This window comes from Flavobacterium sp. MEB061, from assembly GCF_000834715.1.
Taxonomy (GTDB): Bacteria; Bacteroidota; Bacteroidia; order Flavobacteriales; family Flavobacteriaceae; genus Flavobacterium; species Flavobacterium pectinovorum.
The window spans coordinates 385,533-401,592 of record NZ_JXQR01000074.1 but is presented as its reverse complement, the minus strand read 5'-3'; the positions used below and the strand labels follow the sequence as shown (position 1 = coordinate 401,592).

Annotated in this window: 13 protein-coding genes; all 13 read left to right on the top strand. The window is 31.5% G+C overall.

The features are described from left to right. Positions 1-242 precede the first annotated feature (242 nt). The 13 genes from RT99_RS22860 to RT99_RS22800 all read left to right on the top strand — a co-directional run bounded on the left by RT99_RS22860 (position 243) and on the right by RT99_RS22800 (position 16,024). Positions 243-851, top strand: coding sequence for an RNA polymerase sigma factor (locus tag RT99_RS22860; protein ID WP_042567037.1), 609 nt, complete (start codon positions 243-245; stop codon positions 849-851). Between the two features lie 90 nt (positions 852-941). Then, positions 942-2,051 (top strand): FecR family protein, encoded by a 1,110-nt coding sequence (locus RT99_RS22855; RefSeq protein ID WP_042567036.1) that lies wholly within the window; start codon positions 942-944, stop codon positions 2,049-2,051. Positions 2,052-2,254: 203 nt separating this feature from the next. Beyond that, complete coding sequence (locus RT99_RS22850; protein ID WP_052483774.1) at positions 2,255-5,971, top strand: SusC/RagA family TonB-linked outer membrane protein; 3,717 nt, start codon at positions 2,255-2,257, stop codon at positions 5,969-5,971. Positions 5,972-5,983: 12 nt separating this feature from the next. Continuing rightward, positions 5,984-7,462: a RagB/SusD family nutrient uptake outer membrane protein gene (locus RT99_RS22845; protein WP_052483773.1), complete on the top strand. Its 1,479-nt coding sequence runs from the start codon at positions 5,984-5,986 to the stop codon at positions 7,460-7,462. A 19-nt stretch (positions 7,463-7,481) separates the two neighbouring features. Beyond that, positions 7,482-8,342: a putative zinc-binding metallopeptidase gene (locus tag RT99_RS22840; RefSeq protein ID WP_042567035.1), complete on the top strand. Its 861-nt coding sequence runs from the start codon at positions 7,482-7,484 to the stop codon at positions 8,340-8,342. A 46-nt stretch (positions 8,343-8,388) separates the two neighbouring features. Then, positions 8,389-9,762: a DUF4302 domain-containing protein gene (locus RT99_RS22835; RefSeq protein ID WP_042567034.1), complete on the top strand. Its 1,374-nt coding sequence runs from the start codon at positions 8,389-8,391 to the stop codon at positions 9,760-9,762. Positions 9,763-10,000: 238 nt separating this feature from the next. After that, positions 10,001-10,129 (top strand): hypothetical protein, encoded by a 129-nt coding sequence (locus RT99_RS25845; protein ID WP_256365495.1) that lies wholly within the window; start codon positions 10,001-10,003, stop codon positions 10,127-10,129. Between the two features lie 202 nt (positions 10,130-10,331). Continuing rightward, on the top strand, positions 10,332-10,556 hold the full coding sequence (locus tag RT99_RS22825) for a hypothetical protein (RefSeq protein WP_042567032.1): 225 nt from the start codon (positions 10,332-10,334) through the stop codon (positions 10,554-10,556). Positions 10,557-10,894: 338 nt separating this feature from the next. Further along, positions 10,895-11,641: a 3-oxoacyl-[acyl-carrier-protein] reductase gene (gene fabG, locus RT99_RS22820; RefSeq protein ID WP_042567031.1), complete on the top strand. Its 747-nt coding sequence runs from the start codon at positions 10,895-10,897 to the stop codon at positions 11,639-11,641. 80 nt (positions 11,642-11,721) lie between these two features. Next, positions 11,722-13,749, top strand: a complete 2,028-nt coding sequence (locus tag RT99_RS22815; RefSeq protein WP_042567030.1) for a hypothetical protein — start codon at positions 11,722-11,724, stop codon at positions 13,747-13,749. Positions 13,750-13,811: 62 nt separating this feature from the next. Then, a complete protein-coding gene (locus RT99_RS22810) occupies positions 13,812-14,216 on the top strand; it encodes a hypothetical protein (protein ID WP_042567029.1) in 405 nt (134 codons plus the stop codon). Positions 14,217-14,336: 120 nt separating this feature from the next. Then, the gene (locus tag RT99_RS22805) at positions 14,337-15,122 is read left to right on the top strand and encodes a hypothetical protein (RefSeq protein ID WP_042567028.1); all 786 of its coding nucleotides are present in this window, start codon (positions 14,337-14,339) and stop codon (positions 15,120-15,122) included. A gap of 5 nt (positions 15,123-15,127) precedes the next feature. Then, on the top strand, positions 15,128-16,024 hold the full coding sequence (locus tag RT99_RS22800) for a LysR family transcriptional regulator (protein WP_042567027.1): 897 nt from the start codon (positions 15,128-15,130) through the stop codon (positions 16,022-16,024). Positions 16,025-16,060 lie beyond the last annotated feature (36 nt).

The window sequence follows — 16,060 nt, the reverse complement described above, 5'->3', positions numbered from 1 at the left end:
AAATCTCACAATTGTAAGGTTCTTCAAATAAAAATATTTTTTAACATTTATTTAAGAACCCTGATATAATCAAAGGTAAGGAGCGGTTTCTAGATTAAGAAACCGCTCCTTTTTTGTAAATAAATTGCTTTTATATTTTTGCTTTTATATATTTATCGAACAATACGAAAGAATAATGTTAAAATACTATTCTGTTTGTATTAAGAAAAGCCTGTTTTGATAATTCCCACGCCTCGATAAATATGAAAAGCCAAACTTTAAACAATAAGTTTTTAGATGATAATACTCTTTGGAGTAATTTAAAAGCCGGTGATGAAAAATCTTTTTCCCAACTTTTTGAAAGATATTATAAGGATTTAGTTAGTTATGGAAATTCTCTTTCTCCTTTTGAAGAAAAGGTGCAGGACTGCGTTCAGGATGTTTTTGCAGACGTCTGGGTATATAGGACTACATTGCAGGAAAATGTTGTTGTAAAGGCGTATTTATTATCGAGCGTAAGAAAAAGAATTGCCCGTTTATTTCAAAGAGATCATATTTTTCGCAAAACAACTTCGACGGAAGCAATCGAATTTCTTTTTGACTTTTCTATAGAAAATGAACTCGTTGAAGATGAAGTGACTGCAGAACGTGTTTTATATTTAAATAAATTACTTAACGATTTGCCCCCTCGTCAAAAAGAAGCTTTATATCTGCGATATCATCAGGGATTTGTTGTAGAACAAATTGCAGAATTATTAGATGTTAATTATCAATCGGCAAATAACTTATTATACCGCGGATTATTGAGCCTCCGTAAGGAATGGAAAGGCAATTTGTCCTATATTTTACTGCTATCTTCAGGGCTTTTTTAAATTTCTTAAAAAAAACTTAAAAAAAATCATAATTAAGTGAGTATACAATAAGAAAAGTGTCCTCTATGTTTTTGTAACCCTAATTCTAAGATGCAAAAACGTAATACTTATACCGAAATCGAAGATCTTTTAGCTGATCAGTCATTTCAATTGTGGATTTTATCGAAAATTGATGAACAAGGCTGGGAGGAATGGACTTTAGAAAATCGTCAACGAGCCAAATTAGTTGAAGATGCCAGACTTTTATTGTTAGCAATGAAAGTTACCGATGTTAATTTGTCTCAAAATGAGATTCATGAGGCATTGGAATCTACCTGGAAAAAAATCGAAGAAAAAGAAGATTTTAATAATACGAGATCAAAAATTTTCTATCTAAGAAAATATTGGCTAAGCGGCGTAGCTGCTCTTTTAATCATTTCATTATCATCAGTTTTGGCTTTTAGAAATAACAGCCTGATTAACAATACTGTTGTTACATATAATGAATTAATAGAAGAAAATAATGAGGGATTAGTGGAACAGACTAATAATTCATATATTTCTCAAACTATCACATTATCTGATGGAAGTTCGGTTTTATTACAGCCAAAAAGTAAATTAAGTTATCCTAAAATCTTTACCGGGAATGAAAGAAAGGTCTATTTATCCGGCGAAGGTTTCTTTGAAATTAGTAAAAATCCCAAAAAGCCTTTTTTTGTTTACGCAAACGAAATTGTAACAAGAGTTGTTGGTACTAGTTTTAGAATTAAAGCTTATCAGGACCAGCAAAATGTTGAAGTTCTTGTTCGCACCGGTAAAGTAAGGGTAAAATCAAATAGTTTAATTTCGAATGCTACAGATCATGAAGTCGTACTTCTTCCAAATCAGGCACTTCGGTTTATTCGTAAAGATTTGGTTTTTAATAAAATAACCAATATTACAAAAGATGAAGCTTTGGTTCGTAGTGTAGGAAACATTGAACAATTAAGTTTTGAGTTTAACGATATTCCGATTGCTCAAATTTTCGAAACTATAGAACAAGCCTATTTAGTTGATATTGATTATCCTAAAGATAAATTAAATGATTGCCATTTGACTACATCACTTAGCGATCAGCCACTGCCGGAGAAACTTAAAATTATTTGTAAAAGCATTGGTAACGATACGAGTTTTGAAATGAATGGAAATCAAATTACCATAATATCAAAAGGCTGTAACTAAAAAATATTATTCAAGAAATTTAATTAAAACCCCTTAAACTAAAAATTTATAAATGCCTATGTAAGAATAAAATACATAAAAAAAGTGCCGAAATGCTGTAACATTATCGACACTTAAATTAATTGAATTGCTTTCTGTAAAAAGTAATTCACAGTGTTTCTTAAAATACACTCGAACAGTATTAATCAAAACAAACCAAAATTATGAAAAAACCAGTTGTTAAACAACGATTACTCCACCGAATCATGAAAATAACGCTATTTCAGTTTGTCTTAGCACTTGTATTTTCAAGTGTTACAATGGCGAACAGTGTAAATGGACAAAGAAAACTAGATACAAAAGTTACGATTACTGTTTCAGATTTAACTTTAGATAATGCTTTATCTAAATTGCAAAAATCTGCACATGTAAAGTTTTCGTACAATTCAAGATTGCCGCAATTAAACCAAAAAGTTACAATTGAGGCCAATCAGGAAGTTTTGTCTAGTGTACTTAATCGAATTTTAAAACCCTTTAATATTACTTTCTCTGAGGTAAGTAATCAGATTATTTTACAGAAGGACAATTCATTAGAACCTTTTTCGAACTTAGATAGTAATAATTCTTTATTTGATGTGCTAATGGCAGGGCCTATCATTAAAGGAAAAGTTACTGATCCGTCTGGTGTGCCGCTTCCTGGCGCAACAGTTATGGCTAAAGGAACTAAAATTGCTGTATTAACAGATTTTGACGGAAATTTTTCTATCGAAATGCCTGCAAATAGTACTGCTTTGGTGATTTCTTATGTTGGAATGGAAACTAAAGAAATTGGTATTGAAAATACTTCGCCTACAGTAATTTTGAACGAATCAGGCCAAAACCTGAAAGAAGTGATAGTTACAACAGGTTACGAAAAAACTTCAAAAAGAACTTTTACAGGAGCAATCAGTAAAATTTCGGGAGCAGAATTAAAAGTAGACGGGGTTGTAGATGTAAGCAGAATGATTGAAGGTAAAGCTGCCGGTGTAACAGTACAAAACGTAACGGGTACATTTGGTACAGCTCCAAAAATCACAGTTCGTGGATCTTCTTCAATTTTTGGAGATACAAAACCTTTATGGGTAATTGACGGGGTTGTGCAGGAAGATATTATCAATATCTCATTTGCTGACTTAGCTTCCGGGAATTCATCTACTTTATTAAGTTCTTCTGTAGCTGGTTTAAATTCTAATGATATCCAAAGTATTGAGGTTCTTAAAGATGCATCGGCTACCTCAATTTATGGTTCAAGATCGTTAAACGGAGTTGTGGTTGTTACTACAAAACAAGGACGTAGAGATGCACCTTTAAAAGTAACTTATTCTGTAGAAAACACAGTAAGAACAGTTCCGAGTTATACACAATATGATATCTTGAATTCTCAGGAATCAATGAGTGTTTTTCAGGAAATGAAAGCTAAAGGTTACCTTGACTTAAGCTCATCTTATACAGGAAGATTTGGTGGAGCATATAATATTTTGGCTAAAGAAATTAACCGCTATAATGATTCAAACGGTCAGTTTGGTGTTAAAAACGAGCAGCCTTATATCAACAATTTTCTAAAAAAATATGAATTAGCCAATACAGATTGGTTCAGTGTTTTATTTAGACCATCTATTACTCAAAACCACTCATTAAGTTTTTCCGGGGGTGGTAAAAATAATACTTTTTATGCTTCTTTGGGTTATTATACAGATCCGGGATGGACTATTGCTGATAATGTTAAACAATTATCATCTAACATTAAAGGAACTTTTTATGTTAATGACAGATTAAATATTACTTTATCAACACTGGGTTCTATTCGTAATCAAATGGCTCCTGGAGCTTATGAAAGTAAAGAAGATGTAGTTTTTGGAAAAACTACCAGAGATTTTGATATCAATCCATTTAATTATGTTTTAAGTACAAGTAGAACTTTAAGACCTTATGATGATAATGGAAATTTAGAATATTATCAAAATAACTGGGCACCAATGAATATTATCAATGAATTAGAGAATAATACTCTGGACATTAAAGTAAATGATATTCGTTTTCAATTGGACTTAGATTATAAAATCAATAAAAATTTAACTTATAATCTTACTGGTTCTGCACGTTATGCAAATACTTCAAGAGAGCACAAAATATATGAAGGATCAAATGTAGTTGGAGCTTACAATGCCGGTGTGGGAGATAATGTAAATACTCAAATACAAGAAGATAACGTGTTTTTATATCAAAATCCAAATGATTTAACGGCACCAAAAGTTTCTGTATTGCCAAGTGGTGGATTTTTGAGAAAATATACCAACGACATGACTTCTTATAATATTAGAAATAGTGTTACTTACAGAAATACAATTAATGAAAAGCATGAATTAGAAGGCTTTTTTGGTACAGAACTTAGATCGGTAGACAGAAACAACGATAATTTTACTGCCGTAGGTCTTCAATATGATAAAGGTCTTACTTCTTTTATAGATCCTAGAATTATTGAGAAAATTGTAAATGGGGGAGATTCTTATTATGAATTTGGAGAAGAAAGAGAAAGAACAGTTGGTTTCTTTGGAAAAGTAGGATATACTTACGATCGTCGTTATACAGGATCTATAACAGGCCGTTATGATGGATCAAACAGACAAGGAAACAGTGGTTCGTCAAGATGGCTGCCTACTTATACTTTTAGTGGAAAATGGAATGTTAAGGAAGAAAGCTTTATGCAAAATGTTGAGTCTGTAAATAATTTGGCTTTAAGAGCTTCTTATGGACTTACTGCAACAGCTGGACCTGCAACAAATTCATTGGCAATTTATAAAAGTTTTATAACAGATCGTTTTAATCTTTCTGATAGAGAAAATGCAATTAGAATTGAAGATTTACAAAATCAGGACTTAACATGGGAAAAACAATTTGAGACTAACATTGGTATAGACTTAGGTTTGTTTAACAATAGAGTGCAATTAACTACTGATGTTTATAGCCGTAAAGCATTTGATTTAATTGATTATGTAATTACTTCGGGTGTTGGCGGTGAATCTGTTAAACAAGGTAATAATGCAGATATGGAAACAAAAGGTATCGAACTTGGGTTTACAACTCAAAACATTGTTACTGATAGTTTTAAATGGTCAACAACATTGAATTTTTCAGTTTATGATCAAAAAGTAACAAAATTGCAAAATAAACCATCAGCTTTTGATTTGGTTGACTCAAATGGAGGTAACACAGTTGGACATCCTAGAAATTCAATTTATTCATACCAATTTCAAGGATTGAACAATCAGGGACTACCAACGTTTCTTTTACAAGACGGGGCAAGCAGCAACATAACAGGAGCTGATTTTCAGGATACAAACGATGTTACCAAATATTTGAAATATGAAGGATCTATTGAACCAAATAAATCAATTGGTTTAGCCAATACATTTACTTATAAAAGTTGGTCATTGTACGTTTTTGTTGTAGGATCAGGAGGAAACAAAGTTCGTTTAAATCCGGTTTACAGTAATCAATATAATGATTTAACGGTTTTTACAAAAGAATTTACAAACAGATGGATCAATCCTGGAGATGAAAATGTTACTAATGTGCCTGTAATTGCAGATAGATTATTAAACCGAAATTATGGTGAAAGTGATCTTCAAATTGCGTACAACACTTATAATTTCTCTGATGTGAGAGTTGCAGATGGTGATTTTGTAAGATTGAAAAATGTATCTCTTAGCTGGGAATTTCCTAAAGATTATAAAAGAAAATTAGGACTTAGCGCTTTTACTTTAAAAGGATCAGCTGTAAACCCATGGTTGATCTATTCAGACAAGGCTTTACATGGTCAGGATCCTGAATTTCGTAATACAGGAGGTGTAGCTTTCCCAATTACGTCACAATATACTTTTGCAATAAATATTTCATTTTAATATAAATTGATCATGAAAAATATAAAAATAACACTCGCATTATTAGTACTGATTAGTACAAGTAGCTGTGATGAATTTCTTTCAGAAATACCAGATAATAGAACTCAAATTGATACACCCGAAAAAATATCAGAACTATTAGTTACTGCTTATCCTAACAGAACTTACATGGTGATTGCAGAAACAATGTCTGATAATGTATTTGATAGCCAGATGCAGGATTCGAATATTGATAACAGACAGAGTTTTAACTGGGAAATGCAAACTCAGTTTGGAATTGATACAGAAGCAGATTTTTGGAACGCATCTTACGAAGCTATTGCTGCGGCAAATCAGGCTCTGGTAGCAATTGAAGAATTAGGTAATCCTGCAAGTTTAAATCCTCAAAAAGGAGAAGCACTGTTTGCAAGAGCTTATTCTCATTTTATGCTGGTTCAATTTTGGTCAAACCGATACAATCCTGCAACTGCTGCGACAGATTTAGGTATACCATACGTAACAAAACCTGAAGGGGCTTTATTGCAGCAATACAAACGTAATACTGTTAAAGAAGTATTTGATTTTATTGAACAGGATATTACAGAAGGAATGAAATATGTAACAAATGACTTTAAAGAACCAAAATATCATTTTAACATTGATGCAGCAAAAGCTTTTGCAAGTCGTTTTTATTTAATAAAAGGAGATTGGGATAAAGTAATTGAATATTCAGAAGCATTAGGATCTAAACCAACCACAATTAGAGATTATGTTGCTTTTAATGCAGCAACTTCTGCTCAAAAACCTTTAGAATATTCAAAAGTAGAGCAGCCGGCAAATTTATTGGTAGACTATCCAAACTCAATTGCCCGAAGAGGATATGTAAACAGATATTATCTTTCGGCTAATAGAGAGGATGAGATTTTAGGATCTGAAACTAATATTTTTGGTAAAAGCTGGTTAATCTTTACATCATCTTTTTATGAAAATAACGTGTTGATTCCTAAATTTTATGAATACTTTAAATATACCAATGTAACAGCAGGTATTGGTGAACCATACACAGGAACAGTTCTTTTAAGTAACGATGAGTTTTTCTTAAACAGAATTGAAGCTCATGTTATGAACAACCAAATTGCTGAAGCTACTGAAGAATTAGAATATTTTCTAGGATCAAGAACATCAGGATATAATCCTGCAACAGATCATTTGACAGAGCAGGACATAGTTGATTTTTACCCTGTAATTGCAGATGAGTTTACACCATTTTATGCTTTAACACCTGTACAGACTTCTTATATCAAAGCTATTGCAGAGGCAAGAAGAAGAGAATTTGTCCATGAAGGAATGAGATGGTTTGACATTAAGCGTTTTAATCTTGTGGTAGAACATGATACTTACGAATTTGGTCAAGTAGTAAGAAATAATGTTTTAGTTAAAGATGATAAACGAAGAGCGCTTCAAATACCACAAAGAGCATCAGATAACGGAATCGAAAAAAATCCTAGATAAAAATTTAATTTTAAATAGTATGAAAACATTAAAAATATATAAAATGATAGTAATGCTTACAGGGGTGATTTTATTTACCGCCTGTGCTCATGAAGATCAGCCTGCAGAAAGTCAATTAGATTATACAGTTCCTAACAGAACAGAATTAGATACATGGCTAGCTACAAGTTTTTTAGATCCATACAATATAAAAGTTTATTATGAATGGAATCAGAATCTTGTAGATAACAACCGTTATTTATATCCGCCAGCTGTTGAAAATGTAGAATCGGCAATGGAAGTTGTAAAATCAATCTGGATCGATAGCTATTCTACCATTGGTGGAAAAGATTTCGTTAAGAAAATTGCCCCGAGAGAATTTGTTTTGGTAGGAGGTACAAACCTAAATACAACAGGAACTCAAACACTTGGATTGGCAGAAGGCGGACAAAGAGTTACACTTTTTAAAATAGATTATTTAAATAGAAATAGCAGAGCGGCTGTAACAGAATTTATTCATACAATTCAGCACGAATATGTTCATATTTTAAATCAGACAAAACCTTTTGACGTACAGGCCTGGGCCAAATTAACGCCATCTGGTTATACATCAAGCTGGTACATTCAACAAACAGCAACTTCAAGATCATTAGGTTTCATAACAAATTATGCAAGGCTAAATGTATATGAAGATTTTGCAGAAACTGCAGCAACAATATTAACAAGTTCAAAAGCAGAATACGATGCAATTTTGGCCAGCGTAACAGATGCAACAGGAAAAGCAAATCTTAAAAAGAAAGAAGCCATTGTAGTTCAATATTATAAAGATGCGTTTAATATAAATTTTTATGCTTTAAGAGATGAAGCACAAAAAAATACAACTGACGTTGTTAACAACTAAAAACCATCAATAATAATGAGCGTTAATTAATGTAAAAGTCAATATTATGAAAATAAAAAATATATTTAAGTACCTGATTGTTGTTTTTGCAGCAATACTTTGGGGTGCATGTACAAGTACAGAAGCTGAAGATAAATTTGATCAGACTCCGGCAGAGCGATTAAATACTCAGAAAAAAGAATTGAACGATTTACTTCTGTCATCAGAATTTGGATGGAAAGCCGTTTATTATACAGATAGTACACAATTAGGTGGCTGGACACATGTTTTTAAATTTTTGCCCGATGGAAAAGTAGACATGGCATCTGATTATGATGCAGATACTGATATTTACAGAAGCCAGTATGAAATTCAATTAGGCAGTGCAGTAAGTTTAGTTTTTACAACAGCCAATAGAATCCATCTTTTATCCGAATCTGATAATTATCCTACCGCAGCTCTTGTTGGTAAAGGACATCTCGGTGACTTTCAGTTTTTTTACTACGGACAGGAAAACGGAGAAATTATTTTTAGAACTAACAGAAATTTTCAGGAACTACGATTCGTAAAAGCAACTGCCGCAGACTGGACAGATTTGGCTGGAAATATAGAAACTATAGACCATCTTTCTGGAGGAATAAACACTCCTTTGTTTAAAATTTTAGAAATAAATGATGGTTCAGCAATACATCAGTATGACTTTGATTACAACATATATGCACGTTTTGGTGTCGCAACTCCGCTAGACGGAACATCTACGCAAAGCTATAATATGGCGCTTTCTTTTACGCCTACAAGTGCTATTGTAAAACCTGCAATAGATGTTAAAGGTCAAAAATTATCAGACTTTGTTTATGATAGCGTAAGTGATAGTTTTATAGCAACAGGAACCGGCGGAGTTAGCGCTGCCATTAAGTTTACGTTCCAGCCTTCTATAATAACAAATGATTTTATACGTCTATTATCTCCTACGGCAAACGTAGTGTATGGACACGACAGATCTATTTTAACAGCTGCGCCTACAAATTCACGTTTGTTTGTTCAACTATTTAGAGATATAGAAGCTGCTTTACCTGCAGGTACAACACTGGCAAGAGTTCAGCCTTATTTTAACACACCAACAGGTAGTTATATTGAGTACAGGCTTCTAGCTGCAAATGGTGCTGTAACAAGAGTGTATCACTTTTTTACTTTAACTGTAGACCAGCAAACAGGTATTATTTATTTAAACCCTACAGCTTCATGGAAGGCAGGAAGCACATTTGCAAATGCTGTGGCTATTGCACCGCCTGCATTTTTAAAGGATATGGATGATCAGTTAACGAACCCGGATGGTTTATATTTTAAAAGAGAAGACTTTACAGTAGGAGCTTCAAACACCGTATTTACTTTTACAGCGGTATCAAGTCCTTTTAGAATGACAACCTGGGCTTTCCAATAATAGTTTTAGTTTTGAATTTTATTTTGAAGAGGAGCAGCTCAAATTTTGAGCTGCTTTTTTTAAACGATATGAATAACATAAATAATTTCTACAAATGAAAAAATATATTACACCAATAAATATTGCAATGTTCTTATGGGGATTAATCCTTATAACGATATCAGAAGTTTACAGAGATTATACAAGATACTTTTTATATCTCTCCATAATTATAGTTATTCCGCTAATAATTGTGAATATGATAAAGCAGAGAAAAGAAGATAAAATCAATAATACAAAAGAGCTTCAGGCATCAATTTATAGAATGTTGATTATGGCAGTAATGCTGGCAGTTTTCTTTTTTATTACAAAACAATATTATATTTAAGCATTTTGTTTTTATTTTATTTAAAGAACACAGCTCAAATTGAATTGCTTTTTTTGGATTAAATCTTACGTTTATTGCTTTAAAACAGAATATTATTCCTATATTTAGTTCCTGAAAAACAGATGATTAACTTATTTTGATGTCTGAAACTCAACGGACACAAAACGATTGAGGAACCAAAAAAACAAACAACCTAATTATTATGTTAAAATCACTTTTAAATTTTAGAGGAGTAGAAGTTCTTGGAAAAGAAGAGCAAAAAAACATTATTGGAAAAGGACCAATTAAACCTCAATGCAAAACCTGGGCTCCAATTGGTGCAAATGCAGCTAATTATCCTAATTATCCATGTGCAGAAATATATGCTCCAGTACCAGAACCTTGTTGGCCAACATTGTTAGAAGATGGTACTGTTCTTGAATGTTAATAAAAATATTAAAAGCATAAAAATAGCCTTTTCATTCTGAGAAGGTTTTTTTATGCTTTAAGTTATACAATAGATTTGAAAATTTGCAGATTCTAATTTTTATTGAAGCTTGAAATGTTTTTCATTTTTAAACACTTTTTAAACTTCAAACTTACTGTCCCGAAACCTTTGTTGCTATGAACCTTTGCAACTTTGTACCTTTTTTGCAATTGTTATTTTTTTAAAAAGGGAATTATCATATATTTGACGTATCATTCAAAGACCCCGAATGATTCAGATTTTTCTGTAATATATAATTACAGAAATAACTAAAATAAATATTAATATTAATTTTGAATATGAAATTACTAGAAGGAAAAGTTGCCATCATTACAGGCGCTAGTCGTGGAATTGGAAAAGGAATTGCAGAAGTTTTCGCTAAACATGGTGCAAACGTCGCTTTTACATACAGTTCATCTGTAGAGTCAGCTCAGGCTTTAGAAGCAGAATTGAACGGTTTAGGAGTTAAAGCAAAAGGTTACCAATCAAATGCAGCTGATTTTAATGAAGCGCAAACTTTTGTTGACGCTGTTTTGGCAGATTTTGGAACAGTTGATATTTTAATTAACAACGCCGGAATCACAAAAGATAATTTATTGATGCGTATGTCAGAAGCTGATTTTGATCAGGTTATAGCTGTAAATCTAAAGTCAGTATTTAATATGACAAAGGCAATTCAAAAAACATTCTTAAAACAACGCGCAGGTTCTATTATCAATATTAGTTCAGTAGTTGGAGTTTCTGGAAACGCGGGACAAACAAATTATGCAGCCTCAAAAGCCGGTGCAATTGGTTTTACAAAATCTGTAGCATTAGAGTTGGGTTCACGTAACATTCGTTGCAATGCAATTGCTCCGGGATTTATCGAAACCGAAATGACTGCAAAATTACCTGAAGATGTAGTAAAAGGATGGAGAGACGGAATTCCGTTAAAACGTGGCGGAACTACAGAAGATGTAGCAAACGCATGTCTTTTCTTAGCTTCAGATTTAAGTGCTTATGTTACAGGACAAGTACTTAATGTTTGTGGAGGAATGCTTACTTAATATGTTAATTGTTAATGGTTTGTTGTTTATTGTTCTTCAACCAAAAACTATAAACTCAAAACTATAAACTTAAAATATATATGACTACAAATACGATTCTATTAATATTGCTATCTTTAGTAATGGCTGGTGGCTTGTCGTATTTTCAATATTTTTTCAAAGCCAAAAACAAATCCAATGTGATTTGGTTTTTGGCTTTTTTACGTTTTTTAGCCATTTTCGGATTATTGCTTTTATTAATAAATCCAATAATGACCAAGAATTCCCTTGAAATTACCAAAACACCTTTGGCAATTGCTGTTGATAATTCAAGTTCGATAGTTGCCTTAAAATCAGACGAAAAAACTGCCGAATTATATAAAGCCTTGATTTCGAATCCGGCGCTTAAAGAAAAATTTGAAATTCAGTCCTATCAATTCGACGCAGATTTTAAACCTTCAGATAAATTTGATTTTAAAGGAAAACAAACCAACTTAGATGAAGTTGCCAAAAACTTAAAAAGCATCAACAAAAACCTGATTTTTCCAACCGTTATAATTACTGACGGAAATCAAACTACAGGAAACGATTATGTATATCGTTTTGATCCTGTCAATAAAGTTTATCCTTTGGTTGTGGGAGATACAACCACATTTTTAGATTTAAAAATCAATCAGTTAAACGTAAACAAATACGCTTTTCACAAAAATAAATTTCCGGTTGAAGTTTTTCTGCAATATGCCGGAGATAAAACAATAAATGCAGATTTTACCATTTCGCAAGGAAATTCGGTTGTAGCAAAAGAAAAAGTTTCTTTTTCACCATCTAAAAAAACAGCCACTTTAAATTTACTTTTACCAGCAGATAAAGTGGGCTTGCAAATTTTTAAAGCAACCGTTTCTGCCAATACAAAAGAGAAAAACAGTTACAATAACGTCAAGAATTTTGCTGTTGAAATTATCGATCAAAAGTCAACAATTGCAATAGTTTCCGCTATAAATCATCCTGATATTGCAGCTTTAAAACGTTCGATAGAAGTTAATGCACAGCGTAAAGTGATTTTGGTTAAACCAAATGATATTAATCAGTTACAAGATGTTTCTGTTTTAGTTTTGTACCAGCCAACAACAGCTTTTAAGGCGATTTTCGACAACAATAAATTAGCCGGAACAAATACCTTTATCATCACCGGAAACAATACCGATTTTAATTTTTTAAACCAACAACAAAACAATTTGGTTTTTAAAATGAGCAATCAAAGAGAAGATTATTTAAACGAATTTCAATCGCAATTTAATTTATTTGCAATAGATAATATCGGATTCGAAAATTTTCCGCCGTTGCAAAATCCATTCGGGACGATTACAACAAACGGAAATGTTTCAGTTTTACTTTCGTCTAAAATTAGAAACGTATCTACAAATGCTCCTTTATTAGCTTTCGCCGAAAATCAGGGAAAACGAACCGCTTTTCTTTTAGGAGAAAATAGCTGGAAATGGCGTATGCAAAGTCATATTGATAATCAATCCTTTGATAAATATGATGTTTTTGTAGATAAGATAATTCAGTTTTTGGCAACATCAACTTCAAGAAAGTCATTAGTTGTAACACATGAAAGTTTTTACAATTCAGGAGAAGCCATTGTGATCAACGCGCAATATTTCAATAAAAACTACGAGTTTGACGAAAAAGCAAGATTAACAATCACCGTTACAAATGCCGAAACCAAACAAGTTAAGAACTACGATTTATTAAAAGGAAATACTTCTTTCTCAGCAAATCTGGCCGGTTTACAAGCCGGTAAATATAATTTTACAGTAAAAGAATTAAACTCAAATACTGTTTATTCAAGTCATTTTGAGATTTTAGATTTTGATATCGAAAAACAATTTGTAAATCCAGATGTTGTAAAACTAAAACAATTAGCGCTACAAACCAACGGAACAGCATTTTTCCAAAACCAGGTTGATGATTTGATTAAAACTTTAATAGAAAACAAAGAATACAAATCAATCGAAAAAAATATCTCAACAAAAACACCGCTTATTGATTGGGTTTGGTTGTTGATTTTGATTGCTGCTTTATTGACAACAGAATGGTTTATTAGGAAATATAATGGGTTGCTTTAATAGTTACAAAATTTCAAAGTTACAAGGAAACAAAGTTTTACTTAACTCCAAACATAATTAAAATGAATGATGTTCAAAGTATTTTAGATGAAATGTTGCCATTTGTGGAGACTTTACTAAAAGAATATGGAGAATTTTATCCAGTATCAGCCGTTGTAAATATTGAACAAAAAGTTGAACATGTTATTCTTGAAGAAGATGAAGAAAATGACAATCCAAAATCAAATTCAGTAATAGCAGAACTAAAAAAAGAATTACGTTGGAGAAAAGATGAATTTCTGGCTATAGCAATTTTTTATGATGTTAAAGTAAAAGAACAACAAACTGATGCTATTGCTGTTTTTGTTGAGCATAAAAAAGAAATGGAAGCTTTTACATTTTATTATCCTTATGAATTGGTAGATAATGATTTAATATTTGGAAAATCTTGGAAAACGATCGAAAAAATGCAAATTTTTGAAAATTAGAAAAGTAATATTTAAAAAGATCAAGTTATTTTTTTGTTTGTAACTGCTTTTTAAAATCATAATGGATTGTTGTAGCTTCGATAAACATTTAAATTAAGTAAAATCTAAAATTTTTAATATATGTTAGATTCATTCAAAAGTAATAGTAAAGAAGATGTTGTTTTTAATAAGTTTAAAATACAACTTGAAAACAAAGGCTTAACTATTGATTCTATTGATAAAGATGGATTTATTCTTATAAATGTAGAAGAATCTGAATTAAAAGTAAGTTTAGATAATATTAGGCGCAATTACGAAAGAGATAATGATGATAGTTATATTACCGATTTAGTTAATACAATTGTTTCACATTCATCAAAAAAAGAAGATTGGGAGAATATAAAAGATAAAATTTACGTACAATTTTTCCCTAATGACTTTGAGTTTGAAAACCTGATATATGAAAAGGTAACAAATGAATTTAGTAAAGTTTTTATGCTAAATACTAATAATAATTTTTCATTTATTTCTGATGATGATTTGATAGATTGGAACTTAGACTTAGAAGAACTAAAAAATCAAGTTGATTTAAATTTAGATACTTTTTTAGATAAAGTTCAGATAGAGATTGAAGATGTTGATAATCATAAACTAGGAATGATTCATATTGAAGAAGTTTGGCTTAAAAGCGCTTGTCTCTTTTCATCAAAAATTAAGGATTTAGTTAAAAATAATATTGGTTTCCCATTTTATGCTGTTATTCCTGTGAGAGATTTTTGTTATATTTTTGGAGAACAAGATTTTGGGTATTTTTCTGAACGTCTTGGTTCTGTCGTAGTTGAAGAATATGAGAAATCAGGATATCCAATTACAACTGAAATTTTGAAATTTTCAGAAACTGGAGTTGAAGCAATGGGAAAATATTAAATAACATGGATTTCCGCCTAAAAGTATTTTACACCGTTGCACTCCGCCTTAATTTTACTAAAGCGGCAACAGAACTGTATATTACACAGCCGGCAGTTTCGAAACACATTCAGGAACTCGAAGAAACCTACAAAACCAAACTCTTTGAACGCAACGGTTCTAAAATAGCGTTAACTCCAGCCGGAGAAATTTTGCTAAAACATACCAAAAATATTTTCGAAGTTTATCGTAAAATCGACTTTGACATGAGTTCGTTTAGTAGCGAACGTCAGGGATTACTGAGGTTAGGAGCAAGTACAACCATTTCACAATATATTATTTCTCCCGTTTTAGCGCGATTTCATCAAAAACAGCAAGACATAAAAGTCAATTTGCTAAACGGAAATACCGAACAAATTGAAAATGCTTTAATCAACAAAGAAATAGAAATTGGCATTGTAGAAGGACAATCAAAAAATCAGTCTATAAAGTATATTCCGTTTTTAAAAGACGAATTGGTTTTGGTTTGCAGTAGTAAAAATCCTTTAGTAAAACAAAATGAAATTACTGTAGATGATTTAAAATCAATGAAATTCATAACCAGAGAACGTGGATCAGGAACACTTGAAGTTATAGAATTTGCTTTAAAACAAGTTGGGGTAAAATTAACTGACTTACAAATCGAAATGCAGTTAGGAAGTACAGAAAGTATCAAATCTTATCTTTTAAATTCAGATTGTTTTGCTTTTATGTCAATTCATGCAGTAGATAAGGAGTTGAAAAATAAAGAGTTGATTGTTTTGGATGTTGAAAAATTATCTGTTGAAAGATATTTTTATATCATCACATTACTCGGAAAATCAGATGCCTTGTCTGAATTATTCATTCAAAATATTTCTTCTTACTATAACCTGAAGTTATAGCCGATTGTATTTTACGATTGGCGTTTTCAATATAAA

Bases quoted from the DNA above. Each gene is read 5' to 3' on its own strand.
- RT99_RS22855 (WP_042567036.1), top strand. From the start codon at position 942: ATGCAAAAACGTAATACTTATACCGAAATCGAAGATCTTTTAGCTGAT.
- RT99_RS22840 (WP_042567035.1), top strand. From the start codon at position 7,482: ATGAAAACATTAAAAATATATAAAATGATAGTAATGCTTACAGGGGTG.
- RT99_RS22835 (WP_042567034.1), top strand. From the start codon at position 8,389: ATGAAAATAAAAAATATATTTAAGTACCTGATTGTTGTTTTTGCAGCA.
- RT99_RS22860 (WP_042567037.1), top strand. From the start codon at position 243: ATGAAAAGCCAAACTTTAAACAATAAGTTTTTAGATGATAATACTCTT.
- RT99_RS22800 (WP_042567027.1), top strand. From the start codon at position 15,128: ATGGATTTCCGCCTAAAAGTATTTTACACCGTTGCACTCCGCCTTAAT.
- RT99_RS22850 (WP_052483774.1), top strand. From the start codon at position 2,255: ATGAAAAAACCAGTTGTTAAACAACGATTACTCCACCGAATCATGAAA.
- fabG (WP_042567031.1), top strand. From the start codon at position 10,895: ATGAAATTACTAGAAGGAAAAGTTGCCATCATTACAGGCGCTAGTCGT.
- RT99_RS22815 (WP_042567030.1), top strand. From the start codon at position 11,722: ATGACTACAAATACGATTCTATTAATATTGCTATCTTTAGTAATGGCT.
- RT99_RS22810 (WP_042567029.1), top strand. From the start codon at position 13,812: ATGAATGATGTTCAAAGTATTTTAGATGAAATGTTGCCATTTGTGGAG.
- RT99_RS22825 (WP_042567032.1), top strand. From the start codon at position 10,332: ATGTTAAAATCACTTTTAAATTTTAGAGGAGTAGAAGTTCTTGGAAAA.
- RT99_RS22845 (WP_052483773.1), top strand. From the start codon at position 5,984: ATGAAAAATATAAAAATAACACTCGCATTATTAGTACTGATTAGTACA.
- RT99_RS22805 (WP_042567028.1), top strand. From the start codon at position 14,337: ATGTTAGATTCATTCAAAAGTAATAGTAAAGAAGATGTTGTTTTTAAT.
- RT99_RS25845 (WP_256365495.1), top strand. From the start codon at position 10,001: ATGATAAAGCAGAGAAAAGAAGATAAAATCAATAATACAAAAGAGCTT.